The following is a 22,804-nucleotide window of genomic DNA, read 5'->3' as shown; positions in this document are numbered from 1 at the left end:
GGCCGCGACGGCCAGGCCGCGCGCCGGCCTTGGCATAATACGCAGCCATGATGACCTCAGCAGCAGCACATCGCCCTCCCCTGGCCGCCGGCTGGCTGGCCAGCGCCCCGCCCGTCCTGACCCTTGCCCAGCGCCATTGGCTGTTCCGTCCCGGCGCCCTGACCGCCGGCCTGCGCCAGGTCGGCCAGGTGCGCCTGCGGGTGCTGGCCGAGTACGCGGACGGCGCGCCCGCCGACGAAGCGCACGCCATGCGCATCGCGCCCGGCGCGCCCGTCTGGGTGCGCGAGGTGCTGATGTCGGTGGACGGCATCGACAGCGTGCCGGCGCGCAGCCTGACGCCGCTGCGCGCCTCGCACGGCGCCTGGCAGGGCATGCGGCGGCTGCTGACGCGGCCGTTGGCGGACATGCTGTATCACGACAGCACCGTGATCCGTTCGCCGTTCGCGTGCCGCCGGCTGGCCTGGCCGGTGCCGTTTCACGCCACCGCCGCTGGCGCGCTGGCCGCCAATGGCCGCCCGCGCGACGCCGAGCGGGTCTGGGCGCGACGCTCGGTGTTCTGGCGCCAAGGCCAGCCGCTGCTGGTGGCGGAATGCTTCCTGCCGGATTTCTGGCGCCTGGTGGCCGGCCGCGCGGCGCCGCCGCTGGTGCCGCACCAGCGCACGCCGCGCTAGCCGCGAGGCGCCGCCGGGCGCCGCGCCGCACGCCTCCGCCCAGCACATCCCCGCCTCGTTCCCGCCGCGCAGGCGCTTACGCATGCGCGGGGCGCGGCCGGGTGTCCACCGCCAGGCAGAGCAGGCCCGTCAGCAGCGCCAGCCCCACATGGCCGATATACAGCGGATCGAAGTCCGCGTGGCTCAGCGCCCCCTTGCCCAGCAACAGCACCGTCAACGCCACCCCCAGCACCGCGCCGATCTGGCGCGTGGCCTGGTTGACCGCGCTGCCGACCGCGTAGTGCTGCGGCGGCAGGCGGTTGACGGCGGCGCCGGCCAGCGACGGCAGCACCAGGCCCACGCCCAGCCCGCTCAGGATCAAGCCGGGCAGCCAATGCGCCAGGTAGGCGGGCTCGGCGCCCGGCACCAGCAGGAACCACAGTCCGCTGGCGGCGTACACCAGCGAGCCGCCCACCAGGAACGGGCGATGGCCCAGGCGCGCCGCCAGCTTCCCGGTGATGATCGCGGTGGGCATCACCAGCAGCGGGCCCGGCGTCACGGCCAGGCCCGCGCGCGGCAGACTGTAGTGCCAGACGCCGGTCATGTAGAAGAAGAAGGCGAAGAACATCATCGCGAAGGCGATGCCGAAGCTGAGCGTGGCCAGGTTCACGTAGCGATAGGTGCGATGCTTGAACAGCGCCAGATCGACCAGCGGATGCGGCGTGCTGCGGGCCCAGCCCACGAAGGCCGCCAGCGACACCAGCCCCATCGCCGCCACCATCCACAGCTCGCCACGGCTCCAGTGCGGGGATTCCGACTGCACGATGGCCAGCGCCACCGCGCCCACGCCCACCATCAGCAGCGCCATGCCGACGCCGTCGACGCGCCGCCGCGCTTCGGGCCGCACCGATTCCTTGAGGCGGCTGGCGCCGAACCAGAGCGACAACGCGCCCAACGGCAGGTTGATGTAGAAGGCCCACGGCCAGCCGGCGGCATCGACCACGAACGCGCCCAGGCTGGGACCGACCGCCGCCGCCAGCGCGGCCACCGCGCCCCACAGGCTCACCGCCACCGAGCGCTGCGAGGCCGGGAAGGCGGCAAGCACGATGGACAGCGAGGCCGGCGTCAGCAGCGCCGCGCCGACCGCCTGCGCCACGCGCGCCGCGATCAGCCAACCGACGCTGCCCGCCAGGCCGCAGGCAGCCGAGGCCGCCAGGAACAGCAGCACCCCGACCATGAACATGCGCTTGCGTCCATGCGTGTCGGCCAGCCCGCCGGACGGGATCAGCATGGCGGCGTAGACCACCGTGTAGGCGTTCAGCACCCAGGACATGTCGGCGGCCGAGGCCTGCGGAAAGCCGGCGCGCATGGCGCCGAACGCGGCGTAGAGCATGGTCGCGTCCAGGGAAACCAGGAACACGGCCACGCTGGCGATCCAGAAGATCGGCCAGGGAGATTGGGCCGCGAGCGGCGCGGCGGCGGCATGGGGAGCCGCGGAGGTGGCATTGGAATGCATGTCGATCGGACTCGGAAATGGCGTCGGAAAGGTCGCGAGGGCGTAGCGTCCGCGGCTCATGCCTGCAGGTAGACGGGCGGCTCGGCCGCGAGGCCCTGCTTGACCCGGCGCGTGGCGTCGTCGGCCAGCACTTCCTCGGCCCCGGCTTCGAGCGCGTCGAAGGCCTGGCGCACCACCGAGTCAGGAGTGCTCTTGGGCGCGTCCAGTCCCCGCGTCAGGTCGGTATCGACAAACCCCATGTGCAGGCCAAGCACCTGCGTGCCCTGCTCGCGCAGTTCGTGGCGCAGGCCGTTGGTCAGGGCCCAGGCGGCCGACTTGCTCATGCCGTACACGCCCAGCATCGGCCGGTTGATCCAACTGGCGATCGACAGCACGTTCAGCAGCGCGCCGCCGCCGTTGGCCGCGAGCACCGGCGCAAAGCCCTGCGCCACGCGCAGCGAGCCCAGCAGATTGGTTTCCAGGTGGCGGCGCGCCGATTCGATGCTGCCTTCGGCCAGGAAGCCGCCCATGGCGGCGATGCCGGCATTGTTGATGACCAGCGTGACGTCCTTGGCCAGCGCGGCCGCGGCGGCCACGTCCTGGTCGCTGGTGACGTCGAGCTGGATGGCCTGCACGCCCGGCAGCGTGACGCAGGCCGGATCGCGCGCGCCGGCGTAGACCTTGCGGGCGCCGCGAGCCAGCGCCTCGCGGGCGAAGGCCAGGCCGATGCCGCGGTTGGCGCCGGTGATGAGGACGGTGGCGTTCTTCAGTTGCATGATGTCTTTCCTTGGGTGCTGCGTTCTGGCGGGGGGCCGGAAACACCGGCCGGTTATATGAATATGACGATCATCATATTCATGGAGTGAAGAAAGGCCGCGCGCGGCGGCCCGGAAAAAGGGGTTCAGTGGGCGGCTTGACGGCCCTCGCTGTCGTACTGGTCCAGGATCGACTGGCGCGCGGCCGCCAGCATGGCCCGGCCCTGCTCGTTGTCGCCGAGCGCGCGGGCCAGTTGCATGGCGCCGACCAGGTTGCTGGTGATCGCCATCGCCGCATGCGGGCCGGCGTCGGCCGGCAGCGCCTGCCGCACCACGCCGACCAGGCCGGACACCCGGCTGGCCGAGATGTCGCGGACCTCCGGCGACTGGCGCGGCATCTCCGAGGCGAGCGCCGAAATCGGGCAACCGCTCTCGCACCCCAGCAGATGCTTCTCGGACAGATAGCTTTCGACCAGGGCCCGCAGCGGGCTGGCGCCTTCGGCGCGGCGCCGCGCCATGCCCTGCGCCATGCGCGCCGCGCCATCCCGGCCGGCGCGTTCCATCGCCGCCACCAGCATGGCATCGCGCGACGGGAAATGCGCGTAGAAGCCGCCGTGCGTGAGCCCGGCCTCTTTCATCACGTCGGCCACGCCGACGCCGGCGTAGCCTTCCCGACGAATGGCGCGCGCGGCCGCTTCCACGATGCGGTCATGGGATATCTCTTTGCGGGAAGCGGGGCCGGCCATGGTCGGGACTCCGAAATATGATGGCCATAATATAAACCTGCCCCGCACACTTTGCACGCTTTTTTTGTTGCGATGCAAGATTGGGCGCGGAACGTTCCCTGGGCGCGGCGGAGAAGCCCCTCAGGGCGCGCTGAAGCTGTCCAGCACCTTGCGGAACGTCCCGGCCGTGCGGTCGAACCCCTCCCGGGCGACGCCCGGGTGATAGGCTCCAGACGAGCACATGAGGGACCAGGTGTAGCCGTCCGCCAACCGCAGCCGCACCAGCGCCACCTGGCGGTCGTCACCCTGGGTGAGGGTCAGCAGGGCCTGGTGCGCCGGCAGCCCGGCCAGGGTCGACACCCCGTTCTCGAGCACATTCACCTGCTGGTCGGAATACATCATGCTCCAGGCGACTTCGGGCAGGACGGCATCCTGCTTGCCCAGCGGCTCCGGGGGATCGATGGTGCGCAGCGAGACCGAACACGTCTGGTTGTCGGCCGCGGTGGCGCCAGGCCTGGCGATCATGATCATTTCCTGGCCAGCCTGCGCCGGCCCCTGCGCCAGTTCCCACCCCGCCGGGACCAGCACCTTCTGGCCGCCGGCGAACACGTGCATGCGGTCCGTGGCGGCCGTGGCCGGCTCCCCGGCCGGCGCCGCGACCGCCCGCAGCGAAAATACCACCAGCGGCAATGCCGCCCATGCCAATGCTCGGGTCTTCCTCATCCCTACGCCTCCAGGAAAGGGCCTGGCGGTATCAGCGCCAGACTTCGGGTTCGATGCTGACTTCGCCCTTGTCGGCCGAGAAATACACCACGCCGTCCGAGATATTGGCATTCAACTGCATGGTGCGTTCGGCCAGATTGGCCAGCGCGCGCGTCTGCTCGGACGGCAGGTTGATGACCTTCAGGTTGCGGGTGCGTTCCAGCTTGTTGCGCACGCCGTCCCACCAGATCCTGCTGGCCGAGCCGCCGTAGCAGTAGACGATGACCTGCTCGGCGCGGCCGCAGGCGCGCAGGATGCGGCGCTCTTCGGGCTGCCCGACCTCGATCCACAGGGTGATGGCGCCGGTCAGGTCCTTGACCCACAGGTCCGGCTCGTCGGTGTCGCTCAGCCCCTTGGTGAAGGACAGCTCTTCCTGGGCCTGCAGCGCGTAGGCCACCAGGCGCACCATCATGCGCTCGTCGGTTTCGGAGGGATGGCGGGCGACCGTCAGCGCGTGGCTGCCGTAGTAGTGCCGATCGGTGTCGGCCACGTTGAGGTCGGCCTTGTAGATAGTGGCGCGCAGGGCCATGGCGAGAAAATCCGTTGAATGGGGCGAATGACTGAAGGCCGCCATGATACCGCCTGCGGCGCGACCGGCCCGCGCGGCCCGCGGCGAGGGCCCGCCGCTTTGCCGGCAGGCGCCCCCGCCACGGCTCAGTACACGCCGACGGAATGACGCGCGACGTAGTGCCCTTCCCCGACCCGCACCAGCGGCTCCACCAGGGGATCGTCGCCCAGCTTGCGCATCGGGCTGGGGATTTCGTCGACCAGCAGCGAGCGCTCGCGGTGGCGGCGCTGCGGATCGGCGATCGGCACCGCCGCCATCAGCTTCTTCGTGTAGGGATGCTGCGGGTTCTCGAAGATGGCGCGGCGCGGGCCGATCTCGACGATCTGGCCCAGGTACATCACCGCGACGCGGTGGCTGACCCGCTCGACCACCGCCATGTCGTGCGAGATGAACAGGAACGACACGCCCAGCTCGCGCTGCAGGTCGAGCAGCAGGTTGACGATCTGCGCCTGGATCGACACGTCCAGGGCCGACACCGATTCGTCGGCGATCACCACCTTGGGGTTCAGCGCCAGGGCGCGCGCGATGCAGATGCGCTGGCGCTGCCCGCCCGAGAACTCGTGCGGATAACGGTCGATCATCTCGGGCACGAGGCCGCACTTGTCCATCAGCCAGCGCACCCGTTCCTCGGCCTTCGCGCCGCTGGCGACGCGGTGGATCAGCAGCGGCTCCATGATGGAGTAGCCGACCGTCATGCGCGGATCGAGCGAGGCGAACGGATCCTGGAAGATGAACTGGATGTGCCGGCGCAGCGTCTGCATGGCGCTGCCGCGCAGCGCGCCGATGTTCTGGCCGTCGAATTCGATCGAGCCGCCGCGGCTCTTGACCAGTTGCAGCAGCGAGCGGCCGGTGGTGGTCTTGCCGCAGCCGGACTCGCCCACCAGGGACAGCGTCTCGCCGGGATACAGGTCGAAGCTGACCTTCTCCACGGCGTGGACGCGCTTTTGCACGCGGCCGAGAATGCCGCCGGTGATGTCGAAGGTGGTGGTCAGGTCGCGCACCTTCAGCACCGGGCCGTTCTCGCGGCGCACGGTGGACGGCGCCGCCATGGCCGGCTCGGCGGGCGCGGCCTGGCGCGCGGCGTCCTCGACCTTGAGCAGCGGGAACGGCGCCGGTTCGTCGGTGCCATGCATGGCGCCCAGGCGCGGCACGGCCGACAGCAAGGCGCGGGTGTAGGCATGTTGCGGCCGCGCGAAGACGTCGTCGGAACCGCCCTCCTCGACCTTGTCGCCGCGATACATCACCAGCACCCGGTCGGCCACTTCGGCCACCACGCCCATGTCATGGGTGATGAAGATGACGCCCATGTCCATTTCTTCCTGCAACTGGCGGATCAGTTGCAGGATCTGGGCCTGGATGGTGACATCCAGCGCCGTGGTCGGTTCGTCGGCGATCAGCAGTTGCGGCTTGCAGGACAGCGCCATGGCGATCATGACGCGCTGGCGCATGCCGCCGGACAACTGGTGCGGATAGCGGTCGAGAATGGCGCGGGCTTCCGGGATGCGCACCCGCTCCAGCATGCGCAGCGTTTCGGCGCGCGCCGCGGCCGCGTCCAGCCCCTGGTGCAGTTGCAGGGCCTCGGCGATCTGGTTGCCGGCCGTGAAGCTGGGGTTGAGCGAGGTCATCGGCTCCTGGAAGATCATCGCCACGTCGGCGCCGCGCACGCGCTGCAGCGTGCTGTCGGGCGCATTGACCAGGTCCAGCACGTCGCCGTTGCGCCGGCGCAGCAGCATGCCGCCGTTGACGATGCGGCCGCCGCCGTACTCCACCAGGCGCATCAGCGCCAGCGAGGTGACCGATTTGCCCGAGCCGGACTCGCCCACGATCGCCAGGGTCTCGCCGCGGTCGACGTGGAATGACACGTTGCGCACCGCTTCGACGACGCGCTCGGGGGTTTTGAAGCGCACGGTCAGGTCGTTGACCTGGACGACGCGTTTGGGATCCATGGTTGCCATGATGATTACTTGTCCTGACGGGGATCCAGCGCGTCGCGCAGCCCGTCGCCCAGCAGATTGAAGCCCAGCACCACCAGGAAAATGGCCGATCCGGGGAAGATCGACATCCAGGGCGCCTGGGTCATGAAGTTCTTGGCGGTGTTCAGCATCGAGCCCCACGACGGATTCGGCGGCTGCAGGCCCAGGCCCAGGAACGACAGGCTGGCCTCGGCGATGATGGCCGTGGCGATGGTGATGGTGGCCTGCACGATCAGCGGCGGCATGACGTTCGGGAACACGTGGCGGCAGATGATGCGCAGGTCCGAGGCGCCCAGCGCGCGGGCGCTCTGCACGTAGTCCTCGCTCTTGACGGCCAGCACCTGCCCGCGCGTGAGCCGGATGAACTTGGGCGCGGCCGACACGCCGATGGCGATCATGGCGTTGGTCAGGCTCGGGCCGAGGAAGGCGGCCAGCGCGATGGCCAGGATCAGGAACGGGATCGCCAGCAGCGCCTCGGTGGCGCGCGAGATGCAGCTATCGGTCCAGCCGCCGAAATAGCCGGCGGCCAGGCCGAACGGCACGCCCACCACCAGCGCGATCAGCACCGACACCAGGCCGGCCATGAGCGAGGCGCGCGCGCCATAGACCATGCGGCTGAAGATATCGCGGCCGAGCTCGTCGGTGCCCAGCCAGTAGGACGCCGACGGCGCCTTGCGGATGGTGGTGAAGCTGGTCTGGAACGGGTCGTGGTTGGCGATCAGCGGCGCCAGCAGCGCCAGCAGCACGAAGAACAGCACGATCCCCAGGCCCAGCATGGCGACGTGATTGCGTTTGAACTTGCCCCAGGCGCGGTTGCGGCTGCGGGGCGGCGTGACGGCAGCGGCCGTTGCGGGAATGGCGCTCATGCGTGCCTCAGGCGGGGATTGACCAGGATGTAGAGGATGTCGGCCAGCAGGTTCATCAGGATGAAACCCACCGCGACGCAGAGCACCACGCCCTGCACCACCGCGTAGTCGCGCGTGAAGACCGCGTCGACCACCAGCTTGCCGAAGCCCGGAATGGTGAAGACCTGTTCGGTCAGCACCGCGCCCGCCAGCAATTCGCCGAACAACAGCGTCACCAGCGTGACGATCGGCATCAGCGCATTGCGCAGCGCGTGCCGCAGCACCACGCGGCGCGGCGATACGCCCTTGGCGCGGGCGGTGCGCACGTAATCGGCCGACAGCGCCTCGAGCATGGCCGACCGGGTGTGGCGCATGAGATAGGCGGCAATCGCGGTGGACAGCACCAGCGACGGCATCAGCATGGTCTTGATCGACAGCCAGAAGTCCTCGGCCGGCGACACGTAGCCCGAGGCCGGCAGCAGCTTCCATTGCACCGACACCACCATGATGAGGATGATGCCGAGCCAGAAATTGGGAATCGACATGCCTGACAGCGCGGCGATGTTGGCCCCCATCTCGACCGGCCTGCCCTTGCGCACGGCGGCCACGATGCCCATGGGGATGCCCACCAGCAGCGCGAAGAACATGGCCATCGCCGCCAGTTGCAGGGTCACCGGCAGCTTCTGGGCGATCAGCGTGGTCACCGGCACGTCGGTGCGCAGCGACTTGCCCAGGTCGCCTTGCAGCACCTGCCCGGCCCAGGCGGCGTACTGCATCGGCAGCGGATCGTTGAGACGGTATTTGTCGCGCAGATAATCCAGCACGGCGGGATCGCGCTCTTCGCCGGCCAGGGTCAGCACCGGATCGCCGGGCAGGATTTTCTGCAGCATGAAGACGATCATCGACACCAGTATCAGGGTCGGTATCGCGACGATCATGCGGCGCAAGATGAGTTTAAGCATGGGGAAAAACCGTAGAAAACAAAAGGCCACGCGCGCGTGGCCGGCGGGCGCGGCGGCGAACCGCCGCGCACCGGTTTACTTCTGGGCGAACGTCACGCCCTTCAGGCGGATCATGCCGTCCGGATACGGCACGAAGCCCTTGACCTTCTTGGCCAGCGCGAACGGCCACGGCTGGTAGTAGTTGTACACGCCGGGCAGTTCGTCCTGGATGATCGTCTGCGCCTGGTCGTAGATGGCGCGGCGCTTGGTTTCATCCGGCACCGTGCGGGCCTCGTTGAGCAGCTTGTCGACTTCCGGGTTGCAATAGTGGCCGTCGTTGAGCGCGCCCTTGCAGGTCACGAAGCTGTGGATGTTGCCGTCCGGATCGACCCGTCCCGACCAGCCCAGCATCACCACCTGGAAGTTGCCGCCGGCCGATTCCTTCTGCAGGGCGGCGTACTCGGTGGGCCGCAGCGACAGGTCGAAGCCGGCCTCGGAGGCCATGGCCTGCACCATCTCGGCCACCGACGAGGTGGTGGTGTTGTTGCCGAACATGACCTCGGCCTTGACGCGGTCGAAGCCGGCCTGCTTGAGCAGCGCGCGGGCCTTGGCCACGTCGCGCTTGGTCACGGGGAACTTGTCGCTGTGGTAGGGGCTGGCGGGCGGGAACGGCTGCTGCGCCGGTTCGAAGATGCCGCCGCCGGCCACTTCGTTGATGGCGTTGCGGTCGATGGCGAGCTGGAACGCCTGGCGCACCAGCTTGTTCTTGAACGGATTGTCCTCGGCGCGCTTGCCGTTGGCGACGTTGAACATGAACTGCTGGAAGCCCAGGCCGGCCACCGGCGCGAAGGTCAGGCTGGCATCGTTCTTGACCTGCGGCGCGTCGGACGGATTCAGGCGCTCGAGCAGGTCCAGGTCGCCGGCGCGCAGGTTCGACAGGCGCACGGTGGTATCGGGGATCGGCAGGAAGGTGATGCGCTTGAAGGCGTAGTCCTTGGCGTCGTAGTACTGGTCGAATTTCTCCAGCACGACGCGGTCGTTCTGGATGCGCTCGACGAACTTGTACGGACCCGAGCAGATCGGCTTGCGGCCGACCGCGGCCACGTCGGCGTCGGCGAACGACTTGGGCGATAGCATCATGCCGGCGCGGTCGGACAGTTGCGCCAGCAGCGTGGCGTCGGGCTGCTTGAGGGTCAGCACCAGGGTGCTGGCGTCGGGCGCCTCGACTTTCTCGACCGAGGCCAGCTCGCCCTTGCGCAGGCTGTCGGGCAGCGTCATGGCGCGTTCCAGGTTGGCCTTGGCGGCGGCGGCGTCGAACTTGCTGCCGTCATGGAACAGCGCGTCTTCGCGCAGCTTGAAGGTAAGCACCTTGTTGTCCGGGCTGAACGACCACGAGGTGGCCAGTTGCGGCACGAAGTGCAGCTTGGGATCGATGTCCACCAGCTTGTCGCACAGCGAGGTGAAGACGATGCGGCCGACGTAGGTGCGGGCGCGGTGCGGGTCCAGCACGTCCGGATCTTCCTGCAGGCCGATGCGGATGTTCTGCGCGCAGGCGGCGCCGGCGGCCAGCGCCAGCACGCTGGCGCCGAAGGTCATGGTCAAGCGTTTCATTGTGTTTATTCCCCTTGTGGCTGCAATGCCTGGCTGCGATGCCAGGCGGCAAGGCGCTTATCAGAAGCCCACGGCCTGGCCGTCGCGGCGGCTGTCGCTGGCGGCGACGTAGCCAAGCTCGTTGTCGCTTTCGGACATGCGCCAGATGAATTGGCCGGCGCCGAAATCCATGTACGGATCGTCCACGGATTTCAAAGCATGCCCGAGGTCTTTCAGGCCCGCAATAGTGGAAGCCTTCATATTGGTCTCGATATCCAGCGTGAAATCGCGGTTGACCTTCCAGCGCGGCGCGCAGCAGGCGGCCTGCGGGTTCTGGTGGTAGTCGACCATGCGAATCACGGTCTGCAGGTGGCCCTGCGGCTGCATGTCGCCGCCCATCACGCCGAAGCTCATGACCGGCTTGCCGCCGCGCGTCAGGAAACCCGGGATGATGGTGTGGAACGGCCGCTTGCCGCCCTCGACCACGTTGGCCGACTTGGGATCCATCGAGAAGCCGACGCCGCGGTTCTGCAGGCTGATGCCCGTGCCCGGCACCACCACGCCCGAGCCGAAACCCATGTAGTTGGACTGGATGAACGAGATCATCATGCCGTTCTCGTCGGCGGCGGTCAGGTAGACGGTGCCGCCGGCGGCCGGGCGGCCCACGCCGAAATGGGTGGCGCCGTCCAGGCGGATCAGCTTGGCGCGGCTGTCCAGGTAGTCGTCCGACAGCATCTGCTCGGGCGTGACTTCCATCGAGCGCGGGTCGGCCACGTACTTGTAGAGGTCGGCGAAGGCCAGCTTCATGGCCTCGATCTGCAGGTGCTGCGACTGCACCGAGTCGACCGGCATGTCGGCAATGTTGAAGCGTTCGACGATGCCCAGGGCGATCAGGGCGGCGATGCCCTGTCCGTTCGGCGGGATCTCATGCAGCTCGTAGCCGCGGTAGGAACGGGAGATCGGCTTGACCCATTCCGGGCGGTAGGCGCGCAGGTCTTCCAGCGTCATGGCGGCGCCGCATTCCTGGCTGAAGGCGGCGATGCGCTCGGCCAGCTCGCCTTCGTAGAAATCGCGGCCCTTGGAGGCGGCGATGCGGCGCAGCGTATTGGCCGCGTCCGGAAAGCGGAAGTGCTCGCCGACCTTGGGCGCGCGGCCCTCGGGCATGAAGGCCTGGGCGTAGCCCGGCTGGTTGCTCAGTTCATTGGCGGCGGCGGCCCACTTGTGCGCCACCACCGGCGGCACGGCATAGCCGCGCTCGGCGATCTCGATGGCCGGTTCGAACAGTTGCTCGAACGGCAGCTTGCCGAGCTTTTCGTGCAGCGCGGACCAGCCGGCCACCACGCCCGGCACCGTGACCGCGTCCCAGCCGCGCTTGGGCTGGATCGCCAGGCCGTCGGCGCCGACGCCGTACTTGCGCTTGAAGTATTCGACATTCCACGCGGCGGGGGCCACGCCCGAGGAATTCAGGCCATGCAGTTCCTTGCCGTCCCAGACGATGGCAAAGCAGTCGCCCCCCAGGCCGCAGGAGACCGGCTCGACCAGCACGATGGCGGCGGCGGCGGCGATGGCGGCGTCGACCGCGTTACCGCCCTTGAGCAGCATGCGCAGGCCAGCCTGGGCCGCCAGGGGGTGCGACGTGGACACCACGTTACGCGCGAACAGCGGGATACGGATGGAGGGATACGGGTTGACCCAGTCGAAGGATTTCATGGCGCCTGTCTCATAGAGGTAAGCAGGCGAAGGTACTCCCGTGATCTAATTAAATCAATTTGATTTTTTGTTCAGTAATAAAAGAAATTTTTGTGAATTGACCCCATGAGCACCATCCGTTTCCTGCGCACCTTTCTGGCCGTCGCCCACCATGGATCCTTCTCCGAAGCGGCCGAGCAGGTGGCCCTGACGCAGGCCGCCGTCAGCTTCCAGATGCGCTCGCTGGAGGCCGAACTGGGGCGCGAGCTGTTCGACCGCAGCGGCCGGCTGGCCATCCTGAATGCGGCGGGCCGGGAATTGCTGCCGGAAATCAAGCACTTGCTGGATTTATACGACCGCATGCGGCTGCCGCGCACCGTGCCGGGCGAACTGGCGGGGTCGGTCTCGGTGGGCAGTATCGTCTCCTGCATGGGCACGCTGTCCAAGGTGGTGTCGGGCATGAAGAAGTCGCACCCGAGGCTGGACGTGCGCATCCTGTCGGGCAAGGCCAGCGAACTGGCCGGCAAGGTCGAGGACGGCGAACTGGACGCGGCCTTCCTGGTGGAGGCCGGCCGCAAGATGGCCAGCACCCGCTGGACCCCGCTGTATGAAGAACCGCTGGTGGTGATCGCCCCGCCCTCGGCCGCCGGCCACGACGCGCGCCAGGTGCTGGCGGGCAACCCCTTCCTGCGCTTTGACCGCACCCAGCGCACCGGCCTGCAGATCGACCGCCTGCTGCGGCGCCTGGCGGTGCCGCTGGACGAATTCCTGGAACTGAACGCGATCGAGACTCTGATCGAACTGGTGCGCCAGGAGGTCGGGGTGACGCTGCTGCCGCTCATCAACGGCTCGAATTGGCGCGACAGCCCGCAGTTGCGCATCCTGCCGTTGCCCGACGACCTGGGGCCGTCGGCCCGCGCCATCGGCATGCTGGAGCGGCGCGAGCATGCCCGCCAGGGCATCACCACGGCCATCTGCGAGGCATGCGCCGCCGCATTCCGGGCGCGCGAGCCGCAGGCCATCCCGTAACCGGCGCGCCGCACGCAAGCACGCCCCGCCTCGCGCCCCGGGCGGGAGCGAGGCGCGGCATTGCGCCCGGCGCGGCCGCTGCCGGCCCGCCGCGGGGGGCGCGCTTACAGGCCCATCGCCGGATCGGTGACCGACGGCTTGCCCGTCTCCACCCGGCCGGCGAAGCGGCGGAGATAGGCCGGATCCTCGTTCAGGCACGCGGTGAAGTCGAACCAGGCGCCGCTCGCCTTGAGCGACCACGACTGCTCGACCTGGCTGCCCGCCGGCACCGTCAACGTCCACTTCTCATTGTTGGTGTAGTAGGCATTGGGCGTGATGACGAAGGTGCAGGCCTTCTTGCCGTTGTTGATGAAGTTGGTATAGACGTCGCCGTTGGCGATGTCGTAGCAGACACGGATTTCCGCGCCCAACTGCTCGGTGCGGGCCAGCGCCAGGTCGCCGGCGAAATGGCGCAGGTAGCCGTTCGGGCCCATCACCCACAGGTCGTACTTGCCGCCGTCCGCGGCGGCGTCCCAGCTACCTTCCAATTGCTTGCCCGGCTCGACCGCGTAGCGGCGCGGCAGCCGATCCAGGTGCAGGCGGTCATAGACGTGGAACACCGCGGCCGCGCTGCCGGTGTTGGCGAACACCAGCCACATGGCGCTGGTGCCGGGCTGGGCGCGGCCGCTGGTGTGCAGTTCGTAGGGCAGCGCGCGCGAATAGCGCACGCCGGTTTCCTGCTTAGGCTTGACCTGGGTGCTGGCGTCCGGCAGCGGCACCTGCGCCAGGGCCTGCTGATCGGCGCGGGTCTGGTCGGCCTGGGCCTTGGTCAGCAGCGTCAGGTCGGGCAGTTGCTCATTGTTGGGCGTGGCGAAGTTGAAGGCCGAGGTCAGGTCGCCCAGCACCGCGCGGCGGTAGGCGCTGATGTTCTTTTCGGCCACGCCGAAACGCGCCTCCAGGAAACGCAGCACCGAGGTATGGTCGAAGGCCTGCGAGTTGACCCAGCCGCCGCGGCTCCAGGGCGAGACGACGTACATCGGCACGCGCGGACCGGGACCGTACACTCGGTTGTCGGCCGCGTCCTGCAGCGACGGTTTGACGTGGCGCTCCAGGTCGGTGTTGATGGTCGAGGCGCCCGCCATCGAACCGTCCGGATTGAGCGACGGCGCGGCCGGCGACGGCACATGGTCGAAGAAGCCGTCGTTCTCGTCGAAGTTGACCAGCAGCACGGTCTTGCTCCAGACGTCCGGATTGGCCGTCAGGGCGTTGAGCGTCTCCTGGATGTACCAGGCGCCCTGCACCGGGCTCGACGGGCCGGGGTGCTCAGAATAGGCCGCGGGCGCCACGATCCACGACACCTGCGGCAGCGCGCCGTTGGCCACGTCGTCGCGCAACGCCTGCAGGAAGCCGCCATCGGGCATGGTGTTGGCCGTGCCTTTGTACAACGGGTTGGCGGCCTCGGATGCCGGCGTCCAGGCCGGCGGGTTGGGGTCGACATTGGGATCATTGCCGGCCAGCTCATAGGCCTTGCGGAACTGGCGGAAGCCGGCCAACGGATTGTCGGTGAAATTGTCCGGCAGGTTCTGGTAGACCTTCCAGCTCACGCCGGCTTCCTGCAGGCGCTCGGGATACGTCTTCCAGGTCCAGCCGATCGTCGACGGGCCCAGGTCGTCCCATTGGTTGCGGGTCGAGGGGCCGTTGCCCTGCGCCAGCGGATCGTTGGTTCCGGTCCAATGGAACAGGCGATTGGTGTTGGTGCCGCCGTGCGAGGAACAGTGGTACGCGTCGCACAGCGTGAAGGCCTCGGCCAACGCATACTGGAACGCCAGTTCCTGCCGCGTGTAGTAGCCCATCGACTGGTTCTGCTTGTAGCGCGGCCATTGGTACAGGCGGCCGCCGTCCCAGGCGTTCTGGGCGTCGAGATAGTCGTGCGGGGTGCCTGACACGCGTTGGGCGTTGCCTTTGGTGCTGTCCAGGTGATACGGCAGCACTACGCGGGTGCCGTTGGTCTGTTCCCAGACCGAGCGGTTCTGGGGCAGCGGCACCGTGATGCGGTCGCCGAAGCCGCGCACGCCCTTGAACGAGCCGAAGTACATGTCGAACGAGCGGTTCTCCTGCATCAGGATGACCACGTGCTCGACGTCATTGATCGTGCCGGTGCGGTTGTTGGCGGGAATGGCGAGCGCCCGGCGGATGGCCGGCGGGAACATCGACAAGGCGGTCAGGCCGGCGCCGGAGGCGGCGGCGTTGCGCAGGAAGCGGCGCTTGCCGGCGTGGATCGGTTCTTTATGGGACGTCACGGATGCGTTTCCTTGAATGCTGAAAAATGGCGCGGCGTCAGGGCGCGCAACGCAGGAGGGGCTTGGCGGGCTGGGTCGGCGTGTCGGGCTGGCTGCCGGTGTCGTCGTCGTCCTTGTCGCCGCCGCAGGCGGTCAAGGTGGCGGCCAGCATCAGCATGGCGCCCAGGCGCAGGAAGGCGCGCAGGATCGGGGAAGCGGTATTCATGTCGTGTCTATCCTTGGGACATCAGGGGAACAATTCGGAAACCGATTTGCCGGACATGGCCAGCGACTTGACCTCGGTTTCGGTCAGGGCGCGCGACCAGAAGGCCAGGTCGTCGAAGTACATGGTGTAGGGGCCCTTGGTGCCGGCGCAGCACACGCCGTAGGTCCCCTTGCCGTCCTCGTTCAGGCCCAGGTGCGGGCCGAACACCCCGGCGATCTGGGCGAAGTTGACGGCGCCGGTGGAAATCGAGCGGCTGAACCAGCCCATTTCCGTGTCGTAGACATAGGCGGCCATGGTCTTGGCGGTCTTGTCGATGACCATCGCCACGTAGACCGGTTTGTTGGCCGTGAACTTCACGCCGTTGATGTCGACGCGGCTGCCGCCGGCCAGGTTGAAGCGCAGCTCGGGGCCAGCCCACTGGGCGATGGTGATGCCGGGGTTGCCGCCGGAGTTGTAGTCTTTGTTGCCCAGGATGGAGCGGTCGTTGGCGGTGCCATCGGACTGGTACCAGAAGCCGATGGTGAACGCCTGGACGCTGTCGAGCAGGCCCGCCGGATAGTCCAGCTTGAAGGCGCCGGTCGGATCGCCCGAGCGCTGGTTCTGGAACATCTTGCCGAACACCCCGCGGTCGCTGAACGCCGGCGCCTGGACGCCGTCGTACGGCGTGATGGCGCCGCCGCCGGCGGCCTTGTCGGTCAGGTTGCCCTCGAACGGGAACAGCATCGCCAGGCCGGTGCGCAGCGACGGCAGCAACGGCACCGGCGCCGTGTAGACCACGGTGGCGCGCACCGCCGTCACGGCGTTGCCAACCGAGATGGCGTAGTTCAGTTCATGCAGCCCTTCGGTGGTGAAGGTGAAGCCCGTATCGGCGTAGTCGGTGGCGGTGCCCGGCAGGCGCGCGATTTCCGTGCCGTCGCGGGTGATCACGATCTCGCCGGTGGGCGTGCCGACGCGCGTCCAGCTCAGCGCCACGCTCTTGTTGTCCATTGACGTGCGGCTGGTCGCGCGGCGCAGCGCCACCGGCTCGAACAGCGAGGCGCCCGCCAGGTCGTACTGGCCGGCCGCGGGCGAAGCGCCCAGGTGCGCCAGGATGGTCGGCGCGGCGTCGGCGCCGCTGGGCAGACCGTACCAGGCGATATTCCAGGCGCCGTCGAACGAGGCGTCGTCGGCGCTGCCGCCCAGCATCTGCGGGCGGTTCATGGCCAGCAGCGTGGTCTTGTTAAGCGACAGCGGCAGGCCGTCGCTGCCGCCGGTGCGATCCAGGCCATGGCTGGAGGCCACCACCACGAGCCAGTTCTCGTCCGGATGGGTATTGCGGCGATCGGCCACCTGCGCCAGCAGCGCGCCGATGGCGGCGTCGGTCTGGCGCAGGATCGCCTGGTAGCCGACGCCGAAACCGCCGCTCGCGGCGGCGCGCTCGGCCGCGCCGAACTGCGCCAGCACCACGTCATACCCTTCGGTGATGCGGTCGCGCGCCTGGCTGGCGACGCAATCGTCGACGCCGCCGCAGTCCGTCAGGCTCTGCAGGAAACCCGCGTCGCGGTCATTGCCCGTCAGGCTGGCCAGCAGCGACGAGTTGAATGCCGCCGCGGTGCGCGCGGCGGGCTTGGCCGTCCGCACGCGCTGGAACAGCGTCGGGGTCTTGGGCGCCTGGCCCAGCGCGTTGCTGCGCACGCCATGCTGGTCCGCCCACTGGCCGGTCAGCAGCGTGGCCCAGCCGGGCGCCGACAGCGTCGGCTGTTGCGTGACCGCGCCGGTGACGCCGCCGGTCCACGACCGGGTCGCCGTCAATTGCGCCAGGTTGGGCAGGGATTTGTCCGCCGCGCCCTGGCGATAGGCGTCATAGGTCAGGCCGTCCACGCCGATGAACAACACCTTGGCGGCCGAGCCGCCGCCCGCCTGCGCGGCCGGCGCCGGCGTGTCGTCGTCGCTCTTGTCGCCGCCGCAACCGGCCAACGCGCCCAGGGTCGCCAACGCGACGCCCCAGCGCTTCCAATTCGATACCTGCATGTCTTTCCCTTTCCAAACCCGCTTTGTGAGTGGCCCACATAGTGGCGTCGCAAGGTGAACGACCGATGAAGCAAAGAAAGGAATCGTTGATCGACGGATCAGCTTTTTTTCCCAGTGCGATACAGACGGCAACAAAGCCAGGGGACCAGCCAGCCGGTCCCCTGCAGGCGGCCCACGCGCTTTCGCGGACTTGTCACGATCGGCTGTTAGAGTCGCGCGCATCGTGGCGCTTGCGCGCCAATCCTCTTTCCGCCGTTTCATTGATGCCTTTGTCCCTGCGCCTGTCCCCGCCCGCGGCCCCCGCCGTCTGCCGTGTCGTTGCCATGCTGGCGTTGGCCGCCGGGCTGGGTGCCTGGGGCGCGGTGCTGCTCGCGCCCAAGCCCCCCGCCCTGCCCGCCGCCGTATCCGCGCCGCCCCCGCGCGGCGCCGACAACATGCCGGTGGCGCTATGGTTCGGCCGCGATGAAGTGCTGCGCACGCAGATCAGCGTGCTCGGCGTGATCGCCGCCGGCGCCGACGGCGCCGCGGTGTTCAGCGTCGACGGCGGCCCGCCCGCGGCCTGGCGCGTCGGCGACGAAGTCGCGCCGGGCATCGTGCTCAAGGAGGTCGGCGCCGACGCCGTCACGGTCGAGCAAGGCGGCCGGCCCAGCCGGCTGGCCGCGCCCGCCTCGCCGGCGCCGGAAGGCGGCATCACCCGCGCCGCCAAGTGATCCCCGCGCCTCATATTGCTGTCATATTTCATGTCCACAATCGCACGCTTCTCACTGAAATACCGGAGTCGTGAAGTGCGACAGTCATCGCGCGGGCTCGCCCGCCAGCAAGGTTTCACCCTGATCGAGATCATGGTGGTCATCGTGATCATGGGGATTCTTGCCGCCCTGATCGTGCCGCGCGTGCTGGACCGTCCCGACCAGGCCCGCCAGGTCGCGGCGCGCCAGGACATCGCCGGCATCATGCAGGCGCTCAAGCTGTACCGACTGGACAACGGCCGCTATCCCACCACCGCCCAGGGCCTGCGCGCGCTGGCGGAAAAGCCGGAAGGCGCCTCCAACTGGCGCGGTTACCTGGACAAGCTGCCCAATGACCCCTGGGGCCATCCGTACCAATACCTGAATCCCGGCGTCAAAGGCGACATCGATGTGTTCTCGTTCGGCGCCGACAACAAGCCCGGCGGGGAAGGCGGCGATGCCGACATCGGTTCGTGGGAACTCTGAGCGCGGTTTCACGCTAGTCGAAGTCCTGGTGGTGCTGGTGATCGTCGCCATCGCCGCCAGCATGGTGAGCCTGTCCATCGGCAAGCGCGCCGACCCGTTGCGCGACGACGCGCAGCGCCTGGTCGACGCCTTCACGGTGGCCGAAGGCGAAGCCCGCAGCGATGGCCGATCGATACGCTGGCAGCCCGCCAGCGGCGGCTGGTCGTTCGAGCGCCAGGGCCGCTCCAATGCCCCCTCCGCCCAGGACGACACGCCCTTGCCCGTCGACACGCTTGAGCGCGACGAGGCCCTGCGCCCGCAGGCCTGGCTGGCGCGCCAGGTGCGGTTGCGGCTGTCGCCCGACCGTCCGCTGGTCTTCAACACCGAATGGGTGGCCGACCCGTTCAGCGTGCAACTGCGCGCGGGCGATTCGCTCGTGACGGTGACGCGCGACGCCGCCGGACGCTATGAGATCCGCTGAATTTATTCCCATCCGCCCCCCGCGGCGCCAACGCCAGCGTGGCTTCACCCTGATCGAGGTGCTGGTGGCGCTGGCCATCATCGCCGTGGCGATGGGCGCGGCCTTGCGCGCCACCGGCGTCATGGCCGCCAACAACCGCGCGCTGCAGGACAAGACGCTGGCGCTGCTGGCCGCGCAGAACGCGCTGACCCAACTGCGGCTGGAGCAGACCCTGCCGCGCGCCGGTTCGCAGACCGTTCCCTGTCCGCAAGGCGGCCTGGCGCTGCAATGCGAACTGGTGTTCACCAATTCCCTGAACCGCAGCTTCCGCCAGGTGTCGGTCAAGGTCCGCGACGCGGGCAATGGCGCGGCCCTGCTGCAACTGGACGGCCTGCTGTCGAGCCTGCGATGACCGCCCGCCGCTGCCGCGCCCGCGCCCAGGCGGGCTTCACCCTGATCGAAGTGCTGGTGGCACTGGCGCTGATGGCGCTCGTCAGCCTGATGGCCTGGCGCGGCCTGGACAGCGTCTCCAGCGCGCGCGACTGGATCGCGCAGCAGGCCGACGACACCGACGCCATCGTGCGCACGCTCGGCCAGATGGGACGCGATGTCGAACTGGCCTACAACGGCCCGTCGTTCGCCGCGCCGGGCATCGACGCGCACGTCTTCACGACGGGCGTGCGCCTGTTGCGCGACGCCGCCGGCGCGCAGCGCCTGGAGATCCTGCGTCCCGCCGCGGATGGCGACGGCCGCTGGCAACGGGTGCAATGGTCGGTGCGCAAGGACGGTCTGTGGCGCGCCAGCGGCCCGCCGGCCGAACAGGGACCGCTGCCGCCCGTCGGCAATGGCGCGCTGCTGCTGCCCGGCGTGCGCGCGCTGACGCTGCGCGGCTGGGTGCCGGGCGCGGGCTGGATGGACACCCGCGCGCCATTTTCCGCCACGCCCAGCGGCATCGAGATCACGCTCGACCGGGGCCCGGCTGGCGACGCGCGGCGCTACAGCCGCATCCTGGAGCTGCCATGAAAACGCCCCCGCCGCGCGAACGCGGCGCCGCCGTCGTCAGCGCGCTGATCATCGTCGCCATTGTCGCGGCGCTGACCACCAGTCTGTTCCAGCGCCAGACCGCCAGCACGCGCCGCATCGAGAACGAAATGGCGCGGGTGCAGGCACGCATGCTGCTGGCCGGGGGCATCGACTGGGCCCGCCTGGTGGTGCGCGATCACGGCAAGCGCGAGTCGACCACCCGCGGCGACCAGATCTGGGCCACGCCGGTGCTGGACACCCGCATCGAGCGCCCCGGCGACGACCGCGTGGCGGTGTTCTCGGGCAAGGTGCAGGACGAACAGGGCAAGTACAACCTGACCAACCTGGCCAGCAACGGCGTGCCGCAACCGGAACAGGAGCGGGTGTTGCGGCGCTTGCTGGGCGCTCTGCGCCTGCCGGACACGCTGGCGGGACGCATCATCGAGGTCATCGCCGCCAGCCAGCCGCCGGCGCCGGCCGCGGGCGCGCCCACGCCGGCCCAGGGCGGCCAGGCGCCGGATGCGCGCGCGCCGCTGCCGCGCGGCATCGACGACGTGGCCGCGCTGCTGGGGCTGGAGCCCGCCGCTCGCGGCGAACTGCGGCGCACGATGACGGTGCTGCCCAGCGCCACCAACGTCAACGTCAATACCGCGCCGCCCGAAGTCATCGCCGCGCTGGTGACGGGCCTGTCGCTCAGCCAGGCCCGCGCCATCACCGGCGAACGCGACCGCGGCAACTGGTTCAACAACGCCGGCGACTTCGCCAACCGGCTGGCCGCCACCGGCGTCAAGACGCCCGCGCCCGCCGTCAGCACGACCAGCGGCTGGTTCCTGGCCAGCGGCGCCGTCGTCTACGAACGGGCGCGGGTCTCGATGCAGGCGCTGATACGCAGCGCGCCGCCCGCCGCGCCCGACACCATCTGGACAAGAGAAGCCCCTTGAAGAATTCCTTGCGTATCGCGCTTGCCCCGCTCGCCGAACTCGGCCCGGGCTCGCTGCTGCCCTTCGCCTGGTTCGATCGCCGCGGCCGCTGCGCGCGCCAGGGCGAGCTGACGCTGCACGCGCTGGGCCAGGCCTACCCGCAGGCCGCCTGCGAGGCCGTGCTGCACCCGGCCGACGTCATCGCCGCCACCGTCCAGGTGCCGGCGGTGGCCAAGGCCCGCTTCGCCGCCGCGGTGCGCGGCGCGCTGGAGCCGCTGGTGCTGAGCGACCTGGACGACCTGGCGATCGGCCATGGCCCGCGCGACGCCCACGGCAACGTGGCGCTGGCCTGGGCGCCGCGCGAACCGGTGCGTCGCGCGTGGGGCCTGCTGAACGCGCAGGGCTTGCGCGCCCACGCCCTGATCGCGCCGCAGACGCTGGCGCCGGACGAGACGACGCCTCTGCGCGATCCGGCCGACCCGCGCTGGCAGGCGCCGTCGCCTTCATGGTCGCTGGCGATGCCCCAACTGGCGCCGGCGCGCGTGTCGCGCTGGCGGCCGGCTTGGCGCTGGAGCGCCGTCGCGGCCGCGGTCTGGATCGGCGGCCTGAACCTGCATGCGGCGCAACTGCGCGGCGAGGCGCAGTCGCTGCGCGACGGCATGCGCCGCCAGGTGCTGACGGCGTTTCCCGAACTGCCGGTGGTGCTGGACCCCGCGCGCCAGGCGCAGCAAGGCCTGGACGCGCTGCAGACCCGCCGCGGCGGCGCCCACGCCGGCGACTTCCTGCCGCTGGCGCGCGCCGCCGCGCAGGCGCTGCCGTTCGCCGCCGACAACGTCGCCCGCCTGTCCTATGCCGACCAGGCGCTGACCCTGCAACTGGCCGATGCCGGCGCCCAGGCCCAGCGCGTGGCCGAAACGCCCGCGCTGATCCAGCAGGCAGCCTCCCAGGGCCTGAAGCTGGAACGCGGCGACACCGACAACACCTGGCGCATCACGCGCAGCCAACCATGACGCCCACTGAACGCCTGAACGCCGCCTGCCGCGCCGTCCTCACCCCGCTGGCGCCGGCCGCCGACCGCGCGCGCCAGCGCTACCAGGCCCTGGCGCCGCGCGAACGGCGGCTGGTCAACGGCGCCGGCGCCCTGCTGGGCGCGGTGCTGGTCTTCACCCTGCTGGTCGAACCCGCGCTGGACTCGGTGCGCAAGCTGCGCGAGGAACTGCCGCGCCTGCGCAGCCAGGCCGCCGCCGTGGCGGCCATCACCACGCAGGCGATGTCCCTGCGCGGCAGGGCCGCCGCGCCGGCCGCCGCCCTGCCGGCCGTCGCCGACATCGGCGCCAGCCTCGAACGCGCGGGCCTGCCGGCCGACCACTGGAAGCTGGATCATCCCGGCCAGGGCGACAGCGTCACGCTGGTCGTGACCGAAGTGCCCTCTTCGGCGCTGCTGCGATGGCTCGAGCATGCGGCCGGCGATTGGGGCCTGGCGGTCAGGCAGGTGGAGCTGACCCGCGCCGCCAACGTCAATGGCCGGCCATTGCCCGGCCTGGTCAACGGCAGCATCAAGCTGGCCTTGCCGGCCCCGCAGGCCCGCTCCTGATGCGTCTGCCGCGACGCCCCCGCCTCCTGCCCAGGCGCAGCGGCCTGGCGCTGGCCTGCGCCGCCTGCGCCCTCGCGGCCGCGGCCGCCGTGCTGCCG

Annotated in this window: 23 protein-coding genes; 10 read left to right on the top strand and 13 right to left on the bottom strand. The window is 69.6% G+C overall.

Annotated elements, in window-relative coordinates:
* The first annotated feature begins 50 nt into the window (after nt 1-50).
* Nucleotides 51-671 carry a chorismate--pyruvate lyase family protein gene (locus HV783_RS19865; protein WP_064525540.1) on the top strand — a complete coding sequence of 207 codons (621 nt, stop codon included), beginning with the start codon at nt 51-53 and terminating at the stop codon, nt 669-671.
* Nucleotides 672-747: 76 nt separating this feature from the next.
* On the opposite strand, the gene HV783_RS19860 is transcribed toward HV783_RS19865, so the two are convergent.
* From HV783_RS19860 to ggt, 10 genes are all read right to left on the bottom strand, one after another.
* The gene (locus HV783_RS19860) at nt 748-2,166 is read right to left on the bottom strand and encodes a DHA2 family efflux MFS transporter permease subunit (RefSeq protein WP_054504138.1); all 1,419 of its coding nucleotides are present in this window, start codon (nt 2,164-2,166) and stop codon (nt 748-750) included.
* A gap of 56 nt (nt 2,167-2,222) precedes the next feature.
* Nucleotides 2,223-2,921, bottom strand: a complete 699-nt coding sequence (locus tag HV783_RS19855; protein WP_175189739.1) for an SDR family oxidoreductase — start codon at nt 2,919-2,921, stop codon at nt 2,223-2,225.
* A gap of 125 nt (nt 2,922-3,046) precedes the next feature.
* The gene (locus HV783_RS19850; protein WP_054504136.1) at nt 3,047-3,646 is read right to left on the bottom strand and encodes a TetR/AcrR family transcriptional regulator; all 600 of its coding nucleotides are present in this window, start codon (nt 3,644-3,646) and stop codon (nt 3,047-3,049) included.
* A 120-nt stretch (nt 3,647-3,766) separates the two neighbouring features.
* A complete protein-coding gene (locus HV783_RS19845; protein ID WP_162876731.1) occupies nt 3,767-4,348 on the bottom strand; it encodes a hypothetical protein in 582 nt (193 codons plus the stop codon).
* Between the two features lie 31 nt (nt 4,349-4,379).
* The gene (locus tag HV783_RS19840; protein ID WP_049074453.1) at nt 4,380-4,916 is read right to left on the bottom strand and encodes a YaeQ family protein; all 537 of its coding nucleotides are present in this window, start codon (nt 4,914-4,916) and stop codon (nt 4,380-4,382) included.
* A gap of 125 nt (nt 4,917-5,041) precedes the next feature.
* The gene (locus HV783_RS19835; RefSeq protein ID WP_116793293.1) at nt 5,042-6,901 is read right to left on the bottom strand and encodes a dipeptide ABC transporter ATP-binding protein; all 1,860 of its coding nucleotides are present in this window, start codon (nt 6,899-6,901) and stop codon (nt 5,042-5,044) included.
* A gap of 14 nt (nt 6,902-6,915) precedes the next feature.
* A complete protein-coding gene (locus HV783_RS19830; protein WP_054504133.1) occupies nt 6,916-7,794 on the bottom strand; it encodes an ABC transporter permease in 879 nt (292 codons plus the stop codon).
* Nucleotides 7,791-8,735 (bottom strand): ABC transporter permease, encoded by a 945-nt coding sequence (locus tag HV783_RS19825; RefSeq protein WP_116793295.1) that lies wholly within the window; start codon nt 8,733-8,735, stop codon nt 7,791-7,793. The genes HV783_RS19830 and HV783_RS19825 overlap by 4 nt, the downstream gene beginning before the upstream one ends.
* Nucleotides 8,736-8,810: 75 nt before the next feature.
* Nucleotides 8,811-10,325 (bottom strand): ABC transporter substrate-binding protein, encoded by a 1,515-nt coding sequence (locus HV783_RS19820; RefSeq protein ID WP_054504131.1) that lies wholly within the window; start codon nt 10,323-10,325, stop codon nt 8,811-8,813.
* Between the two features lie 60 nt (nt 10,326-10,385).
* Complete coding sequence (gene ggt / locus HV783_RS19815) at nt 10,386-12,014, bottom strand: gamma-glutamyltransferase (RefSeq protein WP_175189738.1); 1,629 nt, start codon at nt 12,012-12,014, stop codon at nt 10,386-10,388.
* 105 nt (nt 12,015-12,119) lie between these two features.
* Between ggt and HV783_RS19810 the strand changes: the two genes are divergently transcribed.
* Nucleotides 12,120-13,022 (top strand): LysR family transcriptional regulator, encoded by a 903-nt coding sequence (locus HV783_RS19810; protein WP_054504129.1) that lies wholly within the window; start codon nt 12,120-12,122, stop codon nt 13,020-13,022.
* A gap of 104 nt (nt 13,023-13,126) precedes the next feature.
* On the opposite strand, the gene HV783_RS19805 is transcribed toward HV783_RS19810, so the two are convergent.
* Genes HV783_RS19805 through HV783_RS19795 form a run of 3 tightly spaced genes read right to left on the bottom strand, consistent with a single transcriptional unit; the run spans nt 13,127 to nt 17,516 of the window.
* The gene (locus HV783_RS19805; protein ID WP_175189737.1) at nt 13,127-15,301 is read right to left on the bottom strand and encodes a phosphocholine-specific phospholipase C; all 2,175 of its coding nucleotides are present in this window, start codon (nt 15,299-15,301) and stop codon (nt 13,127-13,129) included.
* 37 nt (nt 15,302-15,338) lie between these two features.
* The gene (locus HV783_RS19800) at nt 15,339-15,506 is read right to left on the bottom strand and encodes a hypothetical protein (protein ID WP_167517661.1); all 168 of its coding nucleotides are present in this window, start codon (nt 15,504-15,506) and stop codon (nt 15,339-15,341) included.
* A gap of 21 nt (nt 15,507-15,527) precedes the next feature.
* Entirely contained in the window at nt 15,528-17,516 is a 1,989-nt protein-coding gene (locus HV783_RS19795; RefSeq protein WP_175189736.1) for an alkaline phosphatase family protein, read from the bottom strand.
* Nucleotides 17,517-17,779: 263 nt separating this feature from the next.
* Between HV783_RS19795 and HV783_RS19790 the strand changes: the two genes are divergently transcribed.
* The 8 genes from HV783_RS19790 (at nt 17,780) to HV783_RS19755 (ending at nt 22,706) form a co-directional block, all read left to right on the top strand.
* Nucleotides 17,780-18,226: a type II secretion system protein N gene (locus tag HV783_RS19790; RefSeq protein ID WP_175189735.1), complete on the top strand. Its 447-nt coding sequence runs from the start codon at nt 17,780-17,782 to the stop codon at nt 18,224-18,226.
* 75 nt (nt 18,227-18,301) lie between these two features.
* Nucleotides 18,302-18,730, top strand: a complete 429-nt coding sequence (gene gspG, locus HV783_RS19785) for a type II secretion system major pseudopilin GspG (protein WP_054504126.1) — start codon at nt 18,302-18,304, stop codon at nt 18,728-18,730.
* On the top strand, nt 18,702-19,190 hold the full coding sequence (gene gspH, locus HV783_RS19780; protein WP_054504125.1) for a type II secretion system minor pseudopilin GspH: 489 nt from the start codon (nt 18,702-18,704) through the stop codon (nt 19,188-19,190). The genes gspG and gspH overlap by 29 nt, the downstream gene beginning before the upstream one ends.
* Complete coding sequence (gene gspI, locus HV783_RS19775; protein ID WP_064523810.1) at nt 19,177-19,581, top strand: type II secretion system minor pseudopilin GspI; 405 nt, start codon at nt 19,177-19,179, stop codon at nt 19,579-19,581. Before gspH ends, gspI begins: the two co-directional genes overlap by 14 nt.
* Nucleotides 19,578-20,192: a type II secretion system protein GspJ gene (locus HV783_RS19770; protein ID WP_054504123.1), complete on the top strand. Its 615-nt coding sequence runs from the start codon at nt 19,578-19,580 to the stop codon at nt 20,190-20,192. The genes gspI and HV783_RS19770 overlap by 4 nt, the downstream gene beginning before the upstream one ends.
* A complete protein-coding gene (gspK, locus tag HV783_RS19765) occupies nt 20,189-21,133 on the top strand; it encodes a type II secretion system minor pseudopilin GspK (protein WP_175189734.1) in 945 nt (314 codons plus the stop codon). Before HV783_RS19770 ends, gspK begins: the two co-directional genes overlap by 4 nt.
* Nucleotides 21,130-22,122 carry a type II secretion system protein GspL gene (gene gspL / locus HV783_RS19760; protein WP_175189733.1) on the top strand — a complete coding sequence of 331 codons (993 nt, stop codon included), beginning with the start codon at nt 21,130-21,132 and terminating at the stop codon, nt 22,120-22,122. Before gspK ends, gspL begins: the two co-directional genes overlap by 4 nt.
* Nucleotides 22,119-22,706 (top strand): type II secretion system protein M, encoded by a 588-nt coding sequence (locus HV783_RS19755; protein WP_144655757.1) that lies wholly within the window; start codon nt 22,119-22,121, stop codon nt 22,704-22,706. The genes gspL and HV783_RS19755 overlap by 4 nt, the downstream gene beginning before the upstream one ends.
* Nucleotides 22,707-22,804: the final 98 nt, after the last annotated feature.

Source organism: Achromobacter dolens (assembly GCF_902859745.1).
Classification (GTDB): Bacteria; Pseudomonadota; Gammaproteobacteria; order Burkholderiales; family Burkholderiaceae_B; genus Achromobacter; species Achromobacter dolens.
This window is presented reverse-complemented; position numbering and strand designations above follow the sequence as displayed.

What these genes read in the sequence shown, in the direction of transcription:
- HV783_RS19865 (WP_064525540.1), top strand. Translation starts at nt 51, where the DNA reads ATGACCTCAGCAGCAGCACATCGCCCTCCCCTGGCCGCCGGCTGGCTG.
- HV783_RS19860 (WP_054504138.1), bottom strand. Translation starts at nt 2,166, where the DNA reads ATGCATTCCAATGCCACCTCCGCGGCTCCCCATGCCGCCGCCGCGCCG.
- HV783_RS19855 (WP_175189739.1), bottom strand. Translation starts at nt 2,921, where the DNA reads ATGCAACTGAAGAACGCCACCGTCCTCATCACCGGCGCCAACCGCGGC.
- HV783_RS19850 (WP_054504136.1), bottom strand. Translation starts at nt 3,646, where the DNA reads ATGGCCGGCCCCGCTTCCCGCAAAGAGATATCCCATGACCGCATCGTG.
- HV783_RS19845 (WP_162876731.1), bottom strand. Translation starts at nt 4,348, where the DNA reads ATGAGGAAGACCCGAGCATTGGCATGGGCGGCATTGCCGCTGGTGGTA.
- HV783_RS19840 (WP_049074453.1), bottom strand. Translation starts at nt 4,916, where the DNA reads ATGGCCCTGCGCGCCACTATCTACAAGGCCGACCTCAACGTGGCCGAC.
- HV783_RS19835 (WP_116793293.1), bottom strand. Translation starts at nt 6,901, where the DNA reads ATGGATCCCAAACGCGTCGTCCAGGTCAACGACCTGACCGTGCGCTTC.
- HV783_RS19830 (WP_054504133.1), bottom strand. Translation starts at nt 7,794, where the DNA reads ATGAGCGCCATTCCCGCAACGGCCGCTGCCGTCACGCCGCCCCGCAGC.
- HV783_RS19825 (WP_116793295.1), bottom strand. Translation starts at nt 8,735, where the DNA reads ATGCTTAAACTCATCTTGCGCCGCATGATCGTCGCGATACCGACCCTG.
- HV783_RS19820 (WP_054504131.1), bottom strand. Translation starts at nt 10,325, where the DNA reads ATGAAACGCTTGACCATGACCTTCGGCGCCAGCGTGCTGGCGCTGGCC.
- ggt (WP_175189738.1), bottom strand. Translation starts at nt 12,014, where the DNA reads ATGAAATCCTTCGACTGGGTCAACCCGTATCCCTCCATCCGTATCCCG.
- HV783_RS19810 (WP_054504129.1), top strand. Translation starts at nt 12,120, where the DNA reads ATGAGCACCATCCGTTTCCTGCGCACCTTTCTGGCCGTCGCCCACCAT.
- HV783_RS19800 (WP_167517661.1), bottom strand. Translation starts at nt 15,506, where the DNA reads ATGAATACCGCTTCCCCGATCCTGCGCGCCTTCCTGCGCCTGGGCGCC.
- HV783_RS19795 (WP_175189736.1), bottom strand. Translation starts at nt 17,516, where the DNA reads ATGCAGGTATCGAATTGGAAGCGCTGGGGCGTCGCGTTGGCGACCCTG.
- HV783_RS19790 (WP_175189735.1), top strand. Translation starts at nt 17,780, where the DNA reads ATGCCTTTGTCCCTGCGCCTGTCCCCGCCCGCGGCCCCCGCCGTCTGC.
- gspH (WP_054504125.1), top strand. Translation starts at nt 18,702, where the DNA reads ATGCCGACATCGGTTCGTGGGAACTCTGAGCGCGGTTTCACGCTAGTC.
- gspI (WP_064523810.1), top strand. Translation starts at nt 19,177, where the DNA reads ATGAGATCCGCTGAATTTATTCCCATCCGCCCCCCGCGGCGCCAACGC.
- HV783_RS19770 (WP_054504123.1), top strand. Translation starts at nt 19,578, where the DNA reads ATGACCGCCCGCCGCTGCCGCGCCCGCGCCCAGGCGGGCTTCACCCTG.
- gspK (WP_175189734.1), top strand. Translation starts at nt 20,189, where the DNA reads ATGAAAACGCCCCCGCCGCGCGAACGCGGCGCCGCCGTCGTCAGCGCG.
- HV783_RS19755 (WP_144655757.1), top strand. Translation starts at nt 22,119, where the DNA reads ATGACGCCCACTGAACGCCTGAACGCCGCCTGCCGCGCCGTCCTCACC.